General features: G+C 32.2%; 16 protein-coding genes. All 16 read left to right on the plus strand.

Going from position 1 to position 15,952, the window contains the following annotated elements; all coding sequences use genetic code 11:
* The first annotated feature begins 1 nt into the window (after window position 1).
* From gmd to AAKU52_RS03220, 16 genes are read left to right on the plus strand one after another with little or no spacing between them, the layout of a single operon-like run.
* On the plus strand, window positions 2-1,138 hold the full coding sequence (gmd, locus tag AAKU52_RS03145; protein WP_354330135.1) for a GDP-mannose 4,6-dehydratase: 1,137 nt from the start codon (window positions 2-4) through the stop codon (window positions 1,136-1,138).
* 21 nt (window positions 1,139-1,159) lie between these two features.
* Window positions 1,160-3,694, plus strand: a complete 2,535-nt coding sequence (locus tag AAKU52_RS03150) for an SLBB domain-containing protein (protein ID WP_354330137.1) — start codon at window positions 1,160-1,162, stop codon at window positions 3,692-3,694.
* A 35-nt stretch (window positions 3,695-3,729) separates the two neighbouring features.
* Complete coding sequence (locus AAKU52_RS03155) at window positions 3,730-4,830, plus strand: Wzz/FepE/Etk N-terminal domain-containing protein (protein WP_354330139.1); 1,101 nt, start codon at window positions 3,730-3,732, stop codon at window positions 4,828-4,830.
* A gap of 6 nt (window positions 4,831-4,836) precedes the next feature.
* On the plus strand, window positions 4,837-5,250 hold the full coding sequence (locus tag AAKU52_RS03160; protein WP_354330141.1) for a sugar 3,4-ketoisomerase: 414 nt from the start codon (window positions 4,837-4,839) through the stop codon (window positions 5,248-5,250).
* Window positions 5,237-5,665, plus strand: coding sequence for a sugar 3,4-ketoisomerase (locus tag AAKU52_RS03165; protein WP_354330144.1), 429 nt, complete (start codon window positions 5,237-5,239; stop codon window positions 5,663-5,665). The genes AAKU52_RS03160 and AAKU52_RS03165 overlap by 14 nt, the downstream gene beginning before the upstream one ends.
* Window positions 5,652-6,581, plus strand: a complete 930-nt coding sequence (locus AAKU52_RS03170) for a GNAT family N-acetyltransferase (protein WP_354330146.1) — start codon at window positions 5,652-5,654, stop codon at window positions 6,579-6,581. The genes AAKU52_RS03165 and AAKU52_RS03170 overlap by 14 nt, the downstream gene beginning before the upstream one ends.
* On the plus strand, window positions 6,582-7,505 hold the full coding sequence (locus tag AAKU52_RS03175; RefSeq protein WP_354330148.1) for a DegT/DnrJ/EryC1/StrS family aminotransferase: 924 nt from the start codon (window positions 6,582-6,584) through the stop codon (window positions 7,503-7,505).
* A gap of 7 nt (window positions 7,506-7,512) precedes the next feature.
* On the plus strand, window positions 7,513-7,986 hold the full coding sequence (locus tag AAKU52_RS03180) for an acyltransferase (protein ID WP_354330150.1): 474 nt from the start codon (window positions 7,513-7,515) through the stop codon (window positions 7,984-7,986).
* The gene (locus tag AAKU52_RS03185; protein ID WP_354330152.1) at window positions 7,983-9,080 is read left to right on the plus strand and encodes a DegT/DnrJ/EryC1/StrS family aminotransferase; all 1,098 of its coding nucleotides are present in this window, start codon (window positions 7,983-7,985) and stop codon (window positions 9,078-9,080) included. The genes AAKU52_RS03180 and AAKU52_RS03185 overlap by 4 nt, the downstream gene beginning before the upstream one ends.
* Window positions 9,081-9,089: 9 nt before the next feature.
* A complete protein-coding gene (locus AAKU52_RS03190; protein WP_354330154.1) occupies window positions 9,090-10,346 on the plus strand; it encodes an O-antigen translocase in 1,257 nt (418 codons plus the stop codon).
* Window positions 10,339-11,175: a glycosyltransferase gene (locus AAKU52_RS03195; RefSeq protein WP_354330156.1), complete on the plus strand. Its 837-nt coding sequence runs from the start codon at window positions 10,339-10,341 to the stop codon at window positions 11,173-11,175. Before AAKU52_RS03190 ends, AAKU52_RS03195 begins: the two co-directional genes overlap by 8 nt.
* A complete protein-coding gene (locus tag AAKU52_RS03200) occupies window positions 11,162-12,517 on the plus strand; it encodes a hypothetical protein (protein ID WP_354330158.1) in 1,356 nt (451 codons plus the stop codon). The genes AAKU52_RS03195 and AAKU52_RS03200 overlap by 14 nt, the downstream gene beginning before the upstream one ends.
* A 2-nt stretch (window positions 12,518-12,519) precedes the next feature.
* Complete coding sequence (locus AAKU52_RS03205) at window positions 12,520-13,353, plus strand: glycosyltransferase (RefSeq protein ID WP_354330160.1); 834 nt, start codon at window positions 12,520-12,522, stop codon at window positions 13,351-13,353.
* Window positions 13,350-14,090 carry a glycosyltransferase family 2 protein gene (locus AAKU52_RS03210; protein ID WP_354330162.1) on the plus strand — a complete coding sequence of 247 codons (741 nt, stop codon included), beginning with the start codon at window positions 13,350-13,352 and terminating at the stop codon, window positions 14,088-14,090. Before AAKU52_RS03205 ends, AAKU52_RS03210 begins: the two co-directional genes overlap by 4 nt.
* Window positions 14,090-14,908, plus strand: coding sequence for a glycosyltransferase (locus AAKU52_RS03215; RefSeq protein ID WP_354330164.1), 819 nt, complete (start codon window positions 14,090-14,092; stop codon window positions 14,906-14,908). Before AAKU52_RS03210 ends, AAKU52_RS03215 begins: the two co-directional genes overlap by 1 nt.
* Window positions 14,905-15,795: an NAD-dependent epimerase/dehydratase family protein gene (locus AAKU52_RS03220; RefSeq protein WP_354330166.1), complete on the plus strand. Its 891-nt coding sequence runs from the start codon at window positions 14,905-14,907 to the stop codon at window positions 15,793-15,795. Before AAKU52_RS03215 ends, AAKU52_RS03220 begins: the two co-directional genes overlap by 4 nt.
* Window positions 15,796-15,952: the final 157 nt, after the last annotated feature.

Raw genomic sequence — 15,952 nt, forward strand, 5'->3', positions numbered from 1 at the left:
TATGAAAGTTGCCCTAATTACAGGCGTTACAGGTCAGGATGGTGCCTATCTTGCAGAATTTTTATTAAAAAAGGGATATTTTGTTCATGGATTAAAAAGAAGGACTTCCATGTTTAATACAGACCGTATCGACCATTTGTACCAGGACCAGCATGAGCAGCGTATTAATTTTAAACTGCATTTCGGTGACCTCACAGATTCGACGAATTTAATTAGGATAATACAGGAAACTCAACCAGATGAAATTTATAATTTGGCTGCAATGAGTCATGTACAAGTGAGTTTTGAAATGCCAGAATACACTGCAAATGTTGATGGAATTGGTACATTAAGGTTGCTTGAAGCCGTTAGGATTTTAGGCCTAGAAAAAAAGACCAGGATTTACCAGGCATCTACCTCAGAATTGTATGGACTGGTGCAGGCGGTTCCACAAAGTGAAACGACACCTTTTTATCCACGTTCGCCTTATGCCGTGGCTAAAATATATGGTTATTGGATTACGGTAAATTACCGGGAGGCTTATGGTATGTTTGCCTGTAATGGTATTCTTTTTAACCATGAAAGTCCATTGAGAGGAGAAACTTTTGTGACACGTAAGATTACCCGAGCTGCTTGTAAGATAGCTTTAGGATTACAGAAGTGTTTGTATTTGGGTAACCTTTCTGCACAAAGGGATTGGGGGCATGCAAAAGATTATATTGAAGCCATGTGGTTAATCTTGCAACAAGAAAAAGCAGAAGACTTCGTTATAGCTACAGGTATAACTACAACAGTTCGCGACTTTGTAAAAATGAGTTTCGCTGAGTTAGGGATAACAATCGAATTTATAGGTAAAGATGAAAATGAAAAAGGTGTTATTATTGATTTAGACCCTGAAATTGTCGCACAACTGGGTTTAAATGCTTCAGCAATTCATTTAGGTATGGAAGTAATTAAGGTGGATCCAAAATATTTTAGACCAACAGAAGTTGATCTTTTATTGGGTGATCCAACTAAATCAAAAACGCAATTAGGCTGGGAACCTAAATATGATCTTCCTTTATTGGTTAAAGACATGGTTCTTGCAGACCTTATACTTATGAAAAAAGATGAGCACCTTAAAAAAGGTGGTTATACACCATTAAATAATTTTGAATAATTTCTATTAATATCATGATATATGAGCTTTAAAAAAGCCTTCACTACTTTTTTATTTTTTGCCGTAACTTTACTAACATCCGTTGCTTTTGCACAGAATAATTATGCTGATGTAAAAGTTGATGAGCTTAGTGATGCACAGATTAAACAATTGATGCAACGGGCAGAAGCTATTGGTTACAATGATGTACAATTGGAACAGATGGCTGCTGCACAAGGAATGAAGGCTGATGAGATTGAGAAATTGCGCTTGCGTGTAGAAAAAGTTAGGAAGCAAGGAAGCACTTCTATAGATGGCTCAACACCGAAACCAGCCAGCCAAACTTCTGATAATGAAAGTTCAGAAAGAGTTTATATTGGTTCAGAACAATCTGATACTACAAATAAAAAATTCAAAAACTATTCAGCTAATTCTGGGGAATCAGCGCTTAGAGACGCTTTTGGCAACTTGATTCCAAAAGTTTTTGGTGCTGAATTGTTTAAAAATAGTAACATCACTTTTGAGCCAAACCTAAGGATGGCGACACCTAAAAGTTATGTGATTGGACCTGATGATGAGTTGTTGATAGACCTATCAGGGGATAATGAAGCTAGTTATAAATTAAAAGTAAGTCCTGAAGGAATAATCCGCTTACAATATGTCGGCAACCTTGCTGTAGGGGGACTATCCATTGAACAAGCGACTTCAAAAATTACTTCAAAAATGGCAAGTACCTACCCTGCTTTAAGAAGTGGGAGAACGAAAATTGCTGTTAATTTAGGTAATATCAGGAGTATAAAAATCACTCTAGTAGGGGAGGTAGTAAAACCTGGTTCTTATACATTATCGTCGCTTTCAACGGTGTTCAATGCTTTGAATGCATCTGGAGGGCCAAATTTAAATGGTTCATTCCGTAAAATTCAAGTGATCAGGAACAATAAGGTGGTTTCTACTATTGACGTTTATGACTTCTTGTTGAAAGGCATTCAGGTTAACAACATACGTTTACAAGATCAGGATGTAATTAATATTCCCGTTTATCAAAGCAGGGTAGAAATGTCTGGAGAAGTGAAGCGTCCTGCATTATTTGAGGTATTAAGTTCTGAGTCTTTGGATGATGTTTTACGTTTTGCCGGTGGTTTTAGCAATCAGGCTTATACCGCAAAAATCAAAGTTTTGCAAAACACTAATAAAGAGCGAAAGATTATTGATGTAGTGGCAGAGAAATTTGCTACTTATGGGCCTTTAAATGGGGATAAATATATTGTAGAAACTATTCTTGATCGTTTTGAAAACCGTGTTGAAATTGAAGGTGCAGTATTCAGGCCCGGACCATTTGAATTGGAAAAAGGACTAACTTTAAAAGGATTGATCATTAAGGCAGATGGACTAACAGAAGATGCCTTCTTAAACCGGGGTTACATCAACCGTTTAAATGCGGATAATACTTTAGCTTTACTATCCTTCGATGTGGCAAAGGTGATTGCAGGAACTGAAAAGGATATTCTATTACAAAGAGAAGATAAGGTTACTATTTCTTCACTTTTTGATTTGCGCGATGAATATAAAGTGAGTATTCAAGGTGAAGTCAGAGCGCCAGGCACTTTTAATTATGCTGACAACATGAGCCTGGAGGATGTCATCCAAATGGCTGGTGGCTTTAACGAAGGCGCAACTCCGAACCGGATTGAGATTTCGAGAAGAATTAAAAATAGTGACGTAACATCTATTTCTGCACGTACAGCTGAAGTTTTTACAGTGAATGTGAACGAAAGCCTCAAAATAATGGATCAGAATTTTGTGTTGAAACCATTCGATGTGATATCGATTCGTAGTTCAGAAGGCTATCAGATACAAAAACAAGTAAAATTAGAAGGAGAAGTTTTATATCCAGGTATTTATACCATTACTCAGAAAAACGAAAGAATTTCTGATCTTATCAAAAGAGCTGGAGGTTTGAGTCCTTTGGCTTATGTTGACGGTGCCTCGCTAAAACGACCCGGAGCGGAGAAAGTAAATCCTAATGATAAGAACGCTATTAACAATAAGGACGAAGAAGCCAAGAAATTCATGAACCTTAAAAGGGCACAGGAAGCTGGTGTAAAAGATACAGCTCAGGCAGTAGTTGAACTTAAGTTGGTTCAATCAGATTTAGTGGGTATTGACCTTAAGAGAATCATGGATAAGCCATTGTCTAAGGTAGATTTAATTGTTGAAGATGGGGATGTAATCAGGGTTCCGAGACAACTGCAGACCGTAAAAGTAACAGGTGAGGTGCTTAATCCTAATAGCATCGTTTACTCCTCCAGTAAAGGGTTTAAGCAATATTTAAATGGTGCCGGGGGCTATACGTCACAGGCTTTGAAAAGCGGTGCATTTATTAAATATGCGAATGGTTCTGTAGAAGCATCAAAGAGTTTTTTAATATTCTTTAGGAATTATCCTAGAGTAAAACCAGGTGCTGAGATTTTAGTGCCTAAAAGGGCTGAGAGAGAGCGGATGACAGCCCAGAGTTGGATTGGAGTGGGAACGGCAGTGGCTTCTTTAGGAGCTATAATTGTTAGTTTACTAAGGTAATACATTGGTTTTTTAAGAAATTTTTCATACAAAAAATGAATCCAGAAATTATAAAAAATGAATCAACTAATTCAGAAGAAGTTTCATTGAAAGGTGTTATTCTTAAGATGCAAGAATTGATAAATTATCTGTTATCTAAATGGTTAATAATAATTTCCTTTATTACTTTTGGTGCTTTGCTTGGTTTTGTTTTCGTGTATTTTACGAAACCTGTTTATACAGCGACTACAACTTTTGTTTTAGAAGAGGGAAATAAGAGTGGTGCATTAGGTAGCTTAGGAGGTTTAGCATCGATGGCGGGTATTGATTTAGGTGGAGATGGAGGTGGAATTTTTCAGGGTGATAATATTCTTGAATTGTATAAGTCACGATCAATGATTCAGAAAACTTTATTAACCGAGGTTATATTTAAAGGTGAAAAGGAATTGTTGGTAGATCATTATATAAATTTCAATGGGCTTAAAGAAAAATGGCTTGATGAAGAATTACCTTTAAAAAATATCCAGTTCCAAGTTCGAAAAAACATAGATACCCCTACATTGGCTTCAAAACGATTAATGGACAGTCTTATAGGAACAATTGTAGTTGAAATAAACAAAAAATATTTGGTTGTGTCCAAGCCGGATAAAAAATTAAATATTATTAGGGCGGACGTAAAAGGTACTGACGAGTTTTTTTCTAAAGCATTTAATGATCAGATTGTAAAAAATGTAAATGATTTTTATATACAAACAAGAACAAAGAAATCATTGGATAACATAATCATTCTACAGCAAAAGACTGACTCTGTGATGGCAATCATGAATAACTCAATTAATGCATCTGCTGCAACTTTGGATGCAACTCCAAATCTTAACCCAATTAGGCAGTCTTTAAGAGCACCAGTACAACGCTATCAGTTTAGCGCAGAGATTAATAAAACTATTTTAAGTGAATTAGTAAAAAACCTGGAATTATCAAAAATAGCATTACGCAAAGAAACGCCCTTAATTCAAGTAATTGATCAGCCTATTTTACCGTTAGATAAACAAAAATTCGGGTATCTAAAAGGCCTAGTATTAGGTGGGTTTCTTTTTGGATTTTTAAGTGTAATATTCTTGTTTCTAAAAAGAATATTACTAGTTGTGACTAAATAAACCATAATGTTAATTGATTTAGCGAAAATTATTGAATTACCTAAAATATTTGATGAGCGGGGGAATCTTTCCTTTCTCGAAGAAGACAATCATATCCCATTTAAGATGGAAAGAGTATATTGGATATACGACGTTCCAGGGGGTTCTACAAGAGGTGGGCATGCATTTAAAAACCAGCATGAATTAATCATAGCGCTTTCAGGGAGTTTGGATGTAATAATCGGTGATGGAGTTAATGAAAGAAGGATTAATTTGAATAGGTCTTATTATGGTTTATATATACCTAATATGATTTGGCGGCAAATGGATAATTTTTCAACAAATTCATTGGCATTAGTGGTAAGCAGTACAGCTTTTGACGTAACTGATTATGTTTATGATAAGGAAGCATATTTAAAACTATTAAATGTATTTAAATAAAAACACAGTATTAGACTGTAAAATAATAGAATTACCTAAAATTCATAACCGGGATGGTAATCTTACTGCAATTAATAGTGGAGTTGAGGTCCCATTTAATATTAAAAGAGTTTATTATTTGTATGATATACCGGGTGGTGAGATGCGAGGTGCACATGCACATTTTGAGCTTGAACAATTGATTATTGCTGCAAGCGGTAGTTTTGATGTTATACTCGATGATGGTGTTACAAAAAAAAGCATCACACTGAATCGGCCTTATTATGGTCTTTATATAAAACCTGGAATATGGCGAGACTTAGTTAACTTTTCATCAGGGTCTGTTTTACTTGTTCTAGCCTCATTGAAGTATTCTGAAAATGATTATATACGTGATTATAATAGCTTTTTAAACTTAAAAAATGGAAATAATTGATTCAAATGCTGTTGATTACAGATCAATATTTAGTATACCCTTTCATATTTTTAATACGGCAGACTTCAACGATTTAAATAAGAATAAATGTAGTGAAGTTAAATATTTTTTATTTAAAGATTCTAAATTTCGATTAGGATTTATAGGCGGAATAAATAATGGATATTTAATATCTCCTTTCTCTGCACCATTCGGGGGCTTTTCATTTTTGAAACAAGAAGTTCAAATTGCAAGTATTGAAGCTGCTGTCAATTTGTTAGAACAATATGTTATTAAGAATGGACTAAAAGGCATAAAAATTCTACTTCCACCTTTATTTTATAATGAAACTTTTCTGTCTAAAGTGATTAACGTTTTTTACAGGGGTAATTATAAGGTTGCAAATCTTGATTTAGATTTTTATATAAATTTAAAGAAGGTAGAAAATTATGCTGAAAATATTTGGCACAATGCTAAGAAAAACATGAAAATTAGCTTGAAACAAGATTTTGAATTTGTGAAATGTGACATAGATAGGCTTGATGAAGTTTATGATGTTATAAAGCAAAATAGAGAATCTAAAGGGAAACCATTAAATATGACTCTCGAAAATTTAATTGCGACTTCTCAAATTATCAAAACCGATTTTTTTCTTGTACTTCAAGATGGGGTGAGTATAGCATCAGCAATTGTTTTTCATGCAACAGATTCAATCATGTATGTTCCTTTTTGGGGGGATAAGCCTGGTTTTGGACTTTTAAAACCAATGAATTTTATTACTCATAAGATTTTTGAATATTATTATAATAATGGTAAAAAGTATGTCCATATTGGTATTTCAACTGAAGAAAGTCAACCGAACTATGGCCTTTGCGAGTTCAAAGAAAGTATAGGCTGTACAATTACACCAAAATTCACTTTTTTAAAAGAGTTTTAAATGCTGTATAAAGGTAATATTATTAATCCTGATCCTTATTTGAAGCCTTGTTATAAGCTTAGTCCTTTCTGCAACACAGATATAAAGGAGAACAATGAATTTCCTTCATCTAGTTGTGCAAGTGATTATTTTAAGAATAAGCATAAAGATTTGCAATTTTTATATACAACGAATGGCAGAGCTGCTTTAAATATGGCATTGCAGAGTCTGAATTTAAATCCAAATGATATAGTGAGCATTTTAACCACTAGTCAGAATTTTTATATAAGTGGATGTGTTACGAGGGAAATAGAAAAATTCTGTAAATGGGATCGTGAAGTAACCTCCTCAACAAAGGTTATATTTGTTAATCATGAGTTTGGTTTTCCTTTCGGTGGTATGGAAGAGTTAAGGAATTTCAATATACCAATAATTGAAGATTGCGCTTATTCATTTAGTTCCCAGTCTAAAAATAGTATTGTTGGTCATGTCGGTGATTTTGTAATCTATAGTTTTCCAAAGTTTTTTCCTATCCAAATAGGAGGCATGTTGGCTTTTAGAAATAATCTCGAACTTTACAAAGAATTGCCAAGTGAAGATCTGTTATATATCAATAATGTAATTAGTCCCTACCTTAGTTTTGTTGATCAGTTCTCTGATCTCCGCCGTGCGAATTACAACTATCTTGAAAAAGAATTTAAAAAATATGGTTTATTAACTAGGTTCGGGGAATTAGCGAAAGGAGTTGTGCCAGGAGTGTTTATGTTTAAAGTGCCGGATCATATTGATACTGGGGATTTGAAAAATTTCTTTTATGCAAATGGAGTTGAATCTAGTGTTTTTTATGGGGAAAGCTCATTTTTTATTCCTTGTCATCACCGCCTTTCGAAAGTAGATCTTGATTATTTTATTATACTAATCGATTTTTATCTCAATATTAAATAAAATCGTTATGAAGACATCAAATATAATTTTAGGAGAAGATGTATTTATTGACCCCAGTACATCATTCAATAATGTGAAAATTGGCAAAGGGGTTAAAATTGCGAAAAGATGCTCCATATTTGGTTCTGCTGAATATCAATTGGAAATTGGGGATGGTACTTATATTGGAATGAATACGATTCTTAATGGATATAAAGCGAAATTGAACATAGGAAAAAGAGTAAGTATTGCTCAAAATGTTAATATTATGGTGGATTCAGGCCCAAATGCTAGTCCAGAAATGCAAAAAATATATCCCATTATTGAAGGAGAAATCACTATTGGTGATGACAGCTGGATCGGAGCAAATGTAGTAATTATGCCAAATGTTAAATTAGGTAAATTTTGCGTGGTGGCTGCTAATAGTTTCGTAAATAAGAATTTTGATGACTATTCATTAATTGCTGGTACACCTGCGAGATTTATAAAAAAAATAAAATGATTAAGTTTTTAGATTTACAGAGCATAAATAAAAAATATAAGCAGGATTTAATGGCGGCTTTCGAACGTGTTATTGATTCTGGTTGGTTTATAATGGGTGAAGAATTAAAGAATTTTGAATCAAACTTCGCAAATTATTGTGGTGTTAAGCATGCTATAGGCGTAGCTAATGGTTTAGACGCATTAGTCTTAATTATTCGAGCCTATAAGGAAATGGGTGTTTTTAAAGACGGAGACGAAATTTTAGTGCCTGCTAATACTTATATAGCAAGTATTCTTGCTATCTCTGCTAATAACTTAATCCCTATTTTGGTTGAGCCCTGTTTAAAAACTTTTAATATTGATCCTTTATTAATTGAGAAAAGCCTAACTACTAAAACAAGGGCAATATTACCAGTTCATCTTTATGGCCAGCTTGCAGAAATGGAGGTAATTCTAAGAATAGCTAAAAAATATAATTTAAAAGTTATTGAGGACTGTGCTCAGGCGCATGGTGCTTCTGCTAATGGGAAAATGGCAGGTAGTTTTGGAGATGCATCAGGATTTAGTTTTTATCCTGGAAAAAATTTAGGTGCATTAGGAGATGGTGGTGCAATTACAACAAATGATGAAGAATTAGCATCAACACTGAGAGCTCTTATAAATTACGGATCCACGCTGAAATATGAAAATTTCTTTAAAGGTGTAAATAGCAGACTTGATGAAATTCAGGCAGCATTTTTAGATGTTAAGCTTAAGCATTTGGATGAAGATACCGCTTTAAAAAGATCAATTGCAAATAGATTTATTAATGAAATTAAAAACAATAAGATTGTATTGCCAATTATTAAAGAACAGGAAAGCCATGTTTGGCATTTGTTTGTGGTCAGAACAGAAGACAGATTGGCTTTGCAAAAATACCTTAATTTTAATGGTATACAAACTGTTATTCATTATCCTATTCCCCCCCATAAGCAAAAAGCCTATAAGGAATTAAATGATCTGAATTTCGTAATAAGCGAAAAAATCCATAAAGAAGTATTGAGTTTGCCATTGGGGCCAACGATGACAAAAGGAGATGTTGATTTAATAATCAGCATTATAAACCTTTATTAATCGAATTACGTGAAACTGATAAAAACAACTTTTTTTGCTGCAATTATAACTTTTATCCGGATTGCTTCTGGCTTTATTGCGGTAAAAGCAGTTGCTATGTTTACTGGACCTGCTGGTGTTGCTATAATTGGTCAGTTTACAAATTTCATGACAATCATTTTAACCGTTTCCAATGGTGCAATAAATACGGGAGTTGTTAAATATACGGCAGAATTTAAGGGTTCTGAATATAAATTGAAAAAACTTTTCAGTACAGCTTTACGAATTTCTATATCTTGTTCCTTATTCATAGGAGTGATTTTACTTGGCCTGTCTAAATATCTTTCAGAATTAATTTTGAAGTCTCCAATTTATACGAATGCCATAACAGTATTAGGCTTAACTATTATTTTTTATTCTCTAAATACGTTATTAATATCCATTTTAAATGGAAAAGAGCAAATAAAAAAGTATACGGTAGTGAATTCAGCAAGTAGTGTTATTGGGCTTCTGTTTACTGTTGTACTCGTTTTTTTTTATAAAATTCAAGGAGCACTATATTCGATTGTATTATCCCAGTCTGTCATTTTTTTTGTCACTCTATTTTTCGTGGCAAAAAGTAACTGGTTTTCTTGGTCATATTTTAAACGGCCTTTTGATATTTCTCTTGCAAAAAAATTAGGGGGTTATAGCATTATGACGTTGGTATCAGTATTTACGGCGCCTGTTGTTCAAATGGTGCTTAGAGATATGGTAATAACTAAAATTGGTGTGGATTCGGCTGGATACTGGCAAGGTGTAATGCGTGTTTCAGATGGATACTTGCTTTTAATCACAACAGCCTTAAGTACGTATTATCTGCCAAGGCTTTCCTCATTAAAAACCAATAAGGATTTGCGTAAGGAAATATTTTATGGATATAAAATTATATTACCAACAGTGTTATTTGGATGTATAATGATTTTTTTCTTAAGGTTTTTAATTATAAAAATATTGTATACCCCAGATTTTATGGAAATGGAAAAGTTATTTTTTTTCCAGCTAGTGGGCGATTTTTTTAAAATCGCAGCCTGGATCATAGCTTATCTTATGCTTGCAAAAGCAATGACAAAGCTTTTCATCATTACCGAAATTGTATTTAGTTTAATCTATCTTATATTAGGTTATATTTGTGTTGATTTATTTGGATTATCGGGGCTGACTATCGCATTTGCAATTAATTATTTTATCTATTTTGTTTATATGGTCTTTAATTTTCGAGAACTAATTTTTTATAAAAATGAATAATACACCATTAGTTTCAATCTTAACAGCACTTTATAATCATGAAAATTATATTAAAGAATCATTAGATAGCGTATTGCAGGAAGAATATACGAATCTGGAATTAATTATTATCAATGATGGTTCAACCGATAATTCAGAACAGATTGTTAAAGAATGGATTAAAAAAAATGGGGGTTTAATTCGAACAGAATATTTTTTCAGATCAAATAAAGGCGTTTGTGCTACCGCAAATGAGCTAATACTAAAAGCCAGAGGTAAATATATTGTTTGGTTACCAAGTGATGATTTATTAATTAATAATACCATTAAAGATAGGGTAACTATATTAGAAAATAATCCTGATAAATTAGTCTTGCTGAGTGATGCCGCAGTAATTAATGCCAATGGTGAAAGGATAGGTGAAAGTTCCATGGAACATCATCGTGTGGATAAAAAGAATTATCATAGTATTGATGGTTTAATTAAACAAACTATTACTGGACTAGGTGTTTCCGGGGCGACATTGTTTTTAAATAAAAAAATTTATGACCTTGTTGGTTTTTATCCTGAAAATCTAGCTGCAGAAGACTGGTATTTTTTTCAAAGAGCGGCCTGTAAAGGCAAGATCTTATTTTGGGATAAAACAGTTTCACTTTATAGGATTCATAATTCAAATGCTTCAAATGCACTAAATTATAAAATTTTTAGTTCTATAATTATTTCGTTTATTAAAAATTTCAGTCAGTTTCCCAGTTTTCATTACCGGATTTTAGCATCAATACAAATCATTAAATTATCCCTTATTTATCTCAAAGTGAGAGCTAAAGTTGTAATTCATGAATTATTTTGATTTTTTTCTTCTAGCTGAAGATAATCTTTATAGCTTAATTCTATTCTCATTAGCATTTGTTTTACTTTATCTTTTGATTTATAGGCGTTATATATTGTCTTTGTTTGACCCTATGTTTTTAATATTTGTTGCCTCAGGGTTAGCAAATGCAATTGTTTTTTTTCTTTATTATCTTCATGAAATCAAGCCTCATTATTTTTATTCCTTTATACTTACTGAGTTCGCTTTCATTAGTGGCTTTTTTGTTTTTAAACCTATAATAGGCTTTAAAGATTACTTGAAGATAGAAACAGCCACTAACCCTCAGTCAGTTAGTGTGTTTGATGAAAATTTTATGACTATAATGTTTTATTGGGCAAGCATATTACACATACTTTCCCAAGTTATAACTTATCTTGTTGTTGGCCTTCCAATTTTTATGGAGAGTAGACTCACAACTTATTCAGGAGGTTCAGGATTTGGTTTGTTTGGTCGCCTCCTTGATGTTTCAAGCTGTGTTGGAATATTTCTTTTGTTTTATAGGATGTTTTATTCAAGAAACACCTACTATGGAAGTGTCTATAACTTTTTTTACCTTTTGTTTGTGGTTTTTGCTATGATCGTATCAGGAAATAAAACAAATCTTTTATTTCTTATTTACTATCTTTTTATTTTAAACATTTTCATGCTAAAGTTGAGAGGAAGCGCTATAACCAATCAAATTAATAAAATACTTAAGCTGCAAAAAATACTGCTATTTGCTTCTATTGCCTTGATCTTTTTAGTAATAGCGATTCAACTAACCACTATAGGCAGCAATTCTGATTTTTCCAGTTCTTTATTGGTGTTGGGAAAAAGAATTGTCTCATTTGGTGATATTTATTACCTCACTTTACCAAATGATGTAATTACACAATTGCATGATAAAGGAGGTCCGGTTTTGCAGCTTTTCAAAGATCCACTTGGCATGTTTAGGATTGTGCCATGGGTAGATTTACCTATTGATAATGGGTTTGCAGTCAGTTCATATCATTATGGAGATGTTCCTTCTGGGCCAAATCCTAGATATAATTATTTTGCTATGCTTTACTTTAATTATTATGGCACGCAAATGGCTTACTGTTTTCTTTTGGGGTTGTTTTTGTCGTTTTTAAGGAATAAATTATTTTATCTTATGCCAAAACATATTTTTTTTGGTGTAATATATACTCTTTTTTCCATAAATATTATATATGCTTTTCAGGATATGCCTACAATGGTTCTTAAATGTTTTTCAATTATTTGTTTTTTTCCAATGATTTTTGTTTTCACTCTGATTACAATGAGATTACTACGCCTTAATAATCCCAAAAATTATATTTAATTATGGCAAATCATGAAATAAATAAGCTTTTGGTGGTTGTGGTTTTATATAATTTGCGACTTGAAGAAAGTTCATCACTTATCTCCTTAAATCAAAATTGCTTATTAACAGACGTCTTAATTTATGATAATTCACTAGATAATCTTAATCAAAACAGTAAAAATTTTTTTCAGTATTTAAACATAAAATATATACACGATCCCAGCAATCCGGGTGTAAGTAAAGCTTATAATTCTGCTGTTGAATATGCCTTTCAAAATAATAAATCTTTTATTTTACTATTAGACCAAGATACCTTTTTGCCCAAAAATGCTTTGGAAATATACTTAAATGCCGCAATTAAAAATCAAGAAATTAAGTTGTTTGCACCATGTTTGAAATTCAATGATAAAATTTATTCACCTTGTAATTACTATATGCATAAAGGTTTCCATAAGAATAAATTCAAAATGGGTGTAAACAGTCTTAAGGATGTCAACTTTTTGAATAGTGGTTTATTACTTAATATTCATGCATTTAAACAGACTGGTGGTTATGATGAAAATATTCGTTTGTATTTTAGTGATTTTGAATTTATTAATAGATTTAAGAAGTATTATAAAAGTTATTTTCTTATTGATTTAGTCTGTTTGCATGAATTAGCCAGCACAGATAAAACTGATCTGAACAAAGCACTAAACAGATTTGTTATTTATTGTACAGATGCAAAAATGGCTGCTAAATCCAAATTATTATGGTTTCAATATTGCATTACTTTAGGTTTAAGGTCACTAAAGCTAAGTTTCCATTTCATGAATTTTAACTTTTTTAAAATTTTTTATTCAAAATTTATATGAACGAAAAAATTTCAGTTTGCATTGCTACATTTAATGGAGAAAAATATATTTATCAACAATTAGAATCTATACTTTGCCAATTAAAAATAGGAGATGAAATAATCATTTCTGACGACTCTTCAACTGATCATACACTCGAAATTATAAGATCCTTCAATGACAAGAGAATAATTGTTTTGGAAAAACAGGTCTTCAAGAACCCTATATTTAATTTTGAAAATGCTATTAATAATGCTACTGGTTCAATAATATTTCTTTCAGACCAAGATGACGTCTGGTTAGAAGGAAAAGTATCCACCATGATGGATGCATTGCAGGATCATGACTTGGTAGTAAGTAATGCTATAATTGGCGATTCCAATTTAAAGGTTGTAAAAGATTCTTATTTTGAATGGAGGAATTCACGTTCTGGTTTATTTAAGAACTTTATGAAAAATTCTTATTTAGGATGTTGTATGGCTTTTAGAAGGGAAATTTTAGCGGTTATTTTGCCTTTTCCTAAGAAAATTCCTATGCATGATATGTGGATAGGGATAATGGCAGAATTGTATTTTAAACCTATATTTATTAATAATAGATTAATTATATATAGAAGACATAATAGTAATACAACTGTATTGAGTGAGGATTTTACTAGTAATGAAAGTTTAATGACTAAAGTAAAGTTTAGAATTGATTTATTAATTGAAGTTGTTAATAGAAGTGTTAAAAAAACTTTAACGAGATTTGAGGGCTAATGACTGAAATTAAAAAATTTATAAAACAGAATGTTGATATTACTTCATGTATTGTATTATACAAGAACGACCGTCTATTGTTAAATGAGGCTATTCAAAGCTTTTTGAATACAAGTTTAAACGTAAAGCTGTTTTTAATCGATAATTCTCCAACTGAGTTATTGAAAGATATTAGTGTAGATCCAAGGGTTCATTATATGCATAATCCTGCAAACCCTGGATTTGGTGCAGCACATAATATTGCTATAACAATGGCCATTAAAGAGCAGGCGACTTATCATTTGGTTCTCAATCCTGATATATTTTTTAAACAAGGGAATTTAGAGAAGTTATTTGATTTCATGGAGGAACAACCAGAAGTTGGACATGTTATGCCAAAAATATTATTTCCTGATGGATCAATACAATATCTTTGTAAAACCAATCCCACACCTTTTGATCTTTTTGCCAGAAGATTTATGCCAAACTTTATGAAAAATTGGTTTAAAAAAAGGATGGATGCTTATGAATATAGGAATAAAAATTATAATGAAACAATGTTTGATATTCCTTATTTATCGGGTTGTTTTATGTTTTTAAGAACAGAAACGCTAAAAAAGGTTGGTTTTTTCGATGATCGGATTTTTATGTATATTGAAGATGCAGATTTAACAAGGAGATTTTTAGAGGTTTCCAAAACTGCTTATTATCCGAAAGCAGTAGTCTATCATCACTTTGCAAAAGGTTCTCATAAAAATTGGAAACTTATGTGTTATTCTTTACATGGAGCTTTTATTTATTTTAATAAATGGGGTTGGTTTTTTCAGAATAGAGCATGAAAATATTATTAACAGGTGCTTCAGGTTTTTTGGGTGGTGAAATCCTTAAAGTACTGTGTTTTGATCAAATCATCACACTAGGACGATCAAATGCTGATTTAAAGTTTGATTTGAATGATAATATTACTGAATTGCCATCAGTTGATATCGTGATCCATTGCGCAGGTAAAGCGCATTGTGTGCCGAAAACAACAGCAGAAAAACAAGAGTTTTTTGATGTCAATGTTAAAGGAACGAATAACCTTCTTCAAGCACTTTTAAAGGCACCTACTTTACCTCAATCATTTGTATTTATCAGTACGGTAGCTGTTTATGGCAAAGAAAATGGTAGGCTGATTAAAGAAGATTCTAAATTGGAAGCAAATGATCCTTATGGTAAAAGCAAGATAGAAGCGGAGCGATTGGTACAGACGTGGTGTGAAAAGAATAATGTAATATGTACTATATTACGATTACCTTTAGTAGCTGGTTTGAATCCTCCAGGAAACCTTCGCATTATGATTAATGGTATTAGGAAGGGATACTATTTTAATATTGCTGGTGGGAATGCTAAAAAAAGTATAGTGCTTGCGAAAGATGTTGCTGCAATTATTCCAAAAGCTGCTTCAATAGGGGGCGTTTATCATTTAACTGATGGTTACCATCCATCATTTTCAGAGTTGGCAGCACTAATCGCCACGCAACTTAATAAATCAGAACCCTCAAGTCTTCCGCTTTGGGTGGTAAACTTCCTTAGTAAAGTTGGAGATTTTTTAGGAAAGAACGCTCCAATTAATTCCAATAAAATTAATAAAATGTTGTCAGATCTAACTTTTGACGATAATAAAGCTATTCGGTTATTGGGATGGCGCCCTACTCCGGTTCTGAAAGGGTTAAAGATTAAATGATTAATATACTGTTTTAAGCTGATCATAATTGTCGACATTTGTATGGTTTTTGTTATATATTTTCTTTAATTAAAAGATATACAAGTTTTTTTGATAAGTAATATAAGTATTTTTGTTAGCCATTATCAGTTAAAGTATAAAAAGACAATCATTTTAC

The sequence above is a fragment of the Pedobacter sp. CG_S7 genome, assembly GCF_040544395.1.
Taxonomy (GTDB): Bacteria; Bacteroidota; Bacteroidia; order Sphingobacteriales; family Sphingobacteriaceae; genus Pedobacter.

Bases quoted from the DNA above. Each gene is read 5' to 3' on its own strand.
- AAKU52_RS03220 (WP_354330166.1), top strand. From the start codon at position 14,905: ATGAAAATATTATTAACAGGTGCTTCAGGTTTTTTGGGTGGTGAAATC.
- AAKU52_RS03175 (WP_354330148.1), top strand. From the start codon at position 6,582: ATGCTGTATAAAGGTAATATTATTAATCCTGATCCTTATTTGAAGCCT.
- AAKU52_RS03205 (WP_354330160.1), top strand. From the start codon at position 12,520: ATGGCAAATCATGAAATAAATAAGCTTTTGGTGGTTGTGGTTTTATAT.
- AAKU52_RS03210 (WP_354330162.1), top strand. From the start codon at position 13,350: ATGAACGAAAAAATTTCAGTTTGCATTGCTACATTTAATGGAGAAAAA.
- AAKU52_RS03215 (WP_354330164.1), top strand. From the start codon at position 14,090: ATGACTGAAATTAAAAAATTTATAAAACAGAATGTTGATATTACTTCA.
- AAKU52_RS03180 (WP_354330150.1), top strand. From the start codon at position 7,513: ATGAAGACATCAAATATAATTTTAGGAGAAGATGTATTTATTGACCCC.
- gmd (WP_354330135.1), top strand. From the start codon at position 2: ATGAAAGTTGCCCTAATTACAGGCGTTACAGGTCAGGATGGTGCCTAT.
- AAKU52_RS03200 (WP_354330158.1), top strand. From the start codon at position 11,162: ATGAATTATTTTGATTTTTTTCTTCTAGCTGAAGATAATCTTTATAGC.
- AAKU52_RS03155 (WP_354330139.1), top strand. From the start codon at position 3,730: ATGAATCCAGAAATTATAAAAAATGAATCAACTAATTCAGAAGAAGTT.
- AAKU52_RS03150 (WP_354330137.1), top strand. From the start codon at position 1,160: ATGAGCTTTAAAAAAGCCTTCACTACTTTTTTATTTTTTGCCGTAACT.
- AAKU52_RS03165 (WP_354330144.1), top strand. From the start codon at position 5,237: ATGTATTTAAATAAAAACACAGTATTAGACTGTAAAATAATAGAATTA.
- AAKU52_RS03195 (WP_354330156.1), top strand. From the start codon at position 10,339: ATGAATAATACACCATTAGTTTCAATCTTAACAGCACTTTATAATCAT.
- AAKU52_RS03170 (WP_354330146.1), top strand. From the start codon at position 5,652: ATGGAAATAATTGATTCAAATGCTGTTGATTACAGATCAATATTTAGT.
- AAKU52_RS03185 (WP_354330152.1), top strand. From the start codon at position 7,983: ATGATTAAGTTTTTAGATTTACAGAGCATAAATAAAAAATATAAGCAG.
- AAKU52_RS03160 (WP_354330141.1), top strand. From the start codon at position 4,837: ATGTTAATTGATTTAGCGAAAATTATTGAATTACCTAAAATATTTGAT.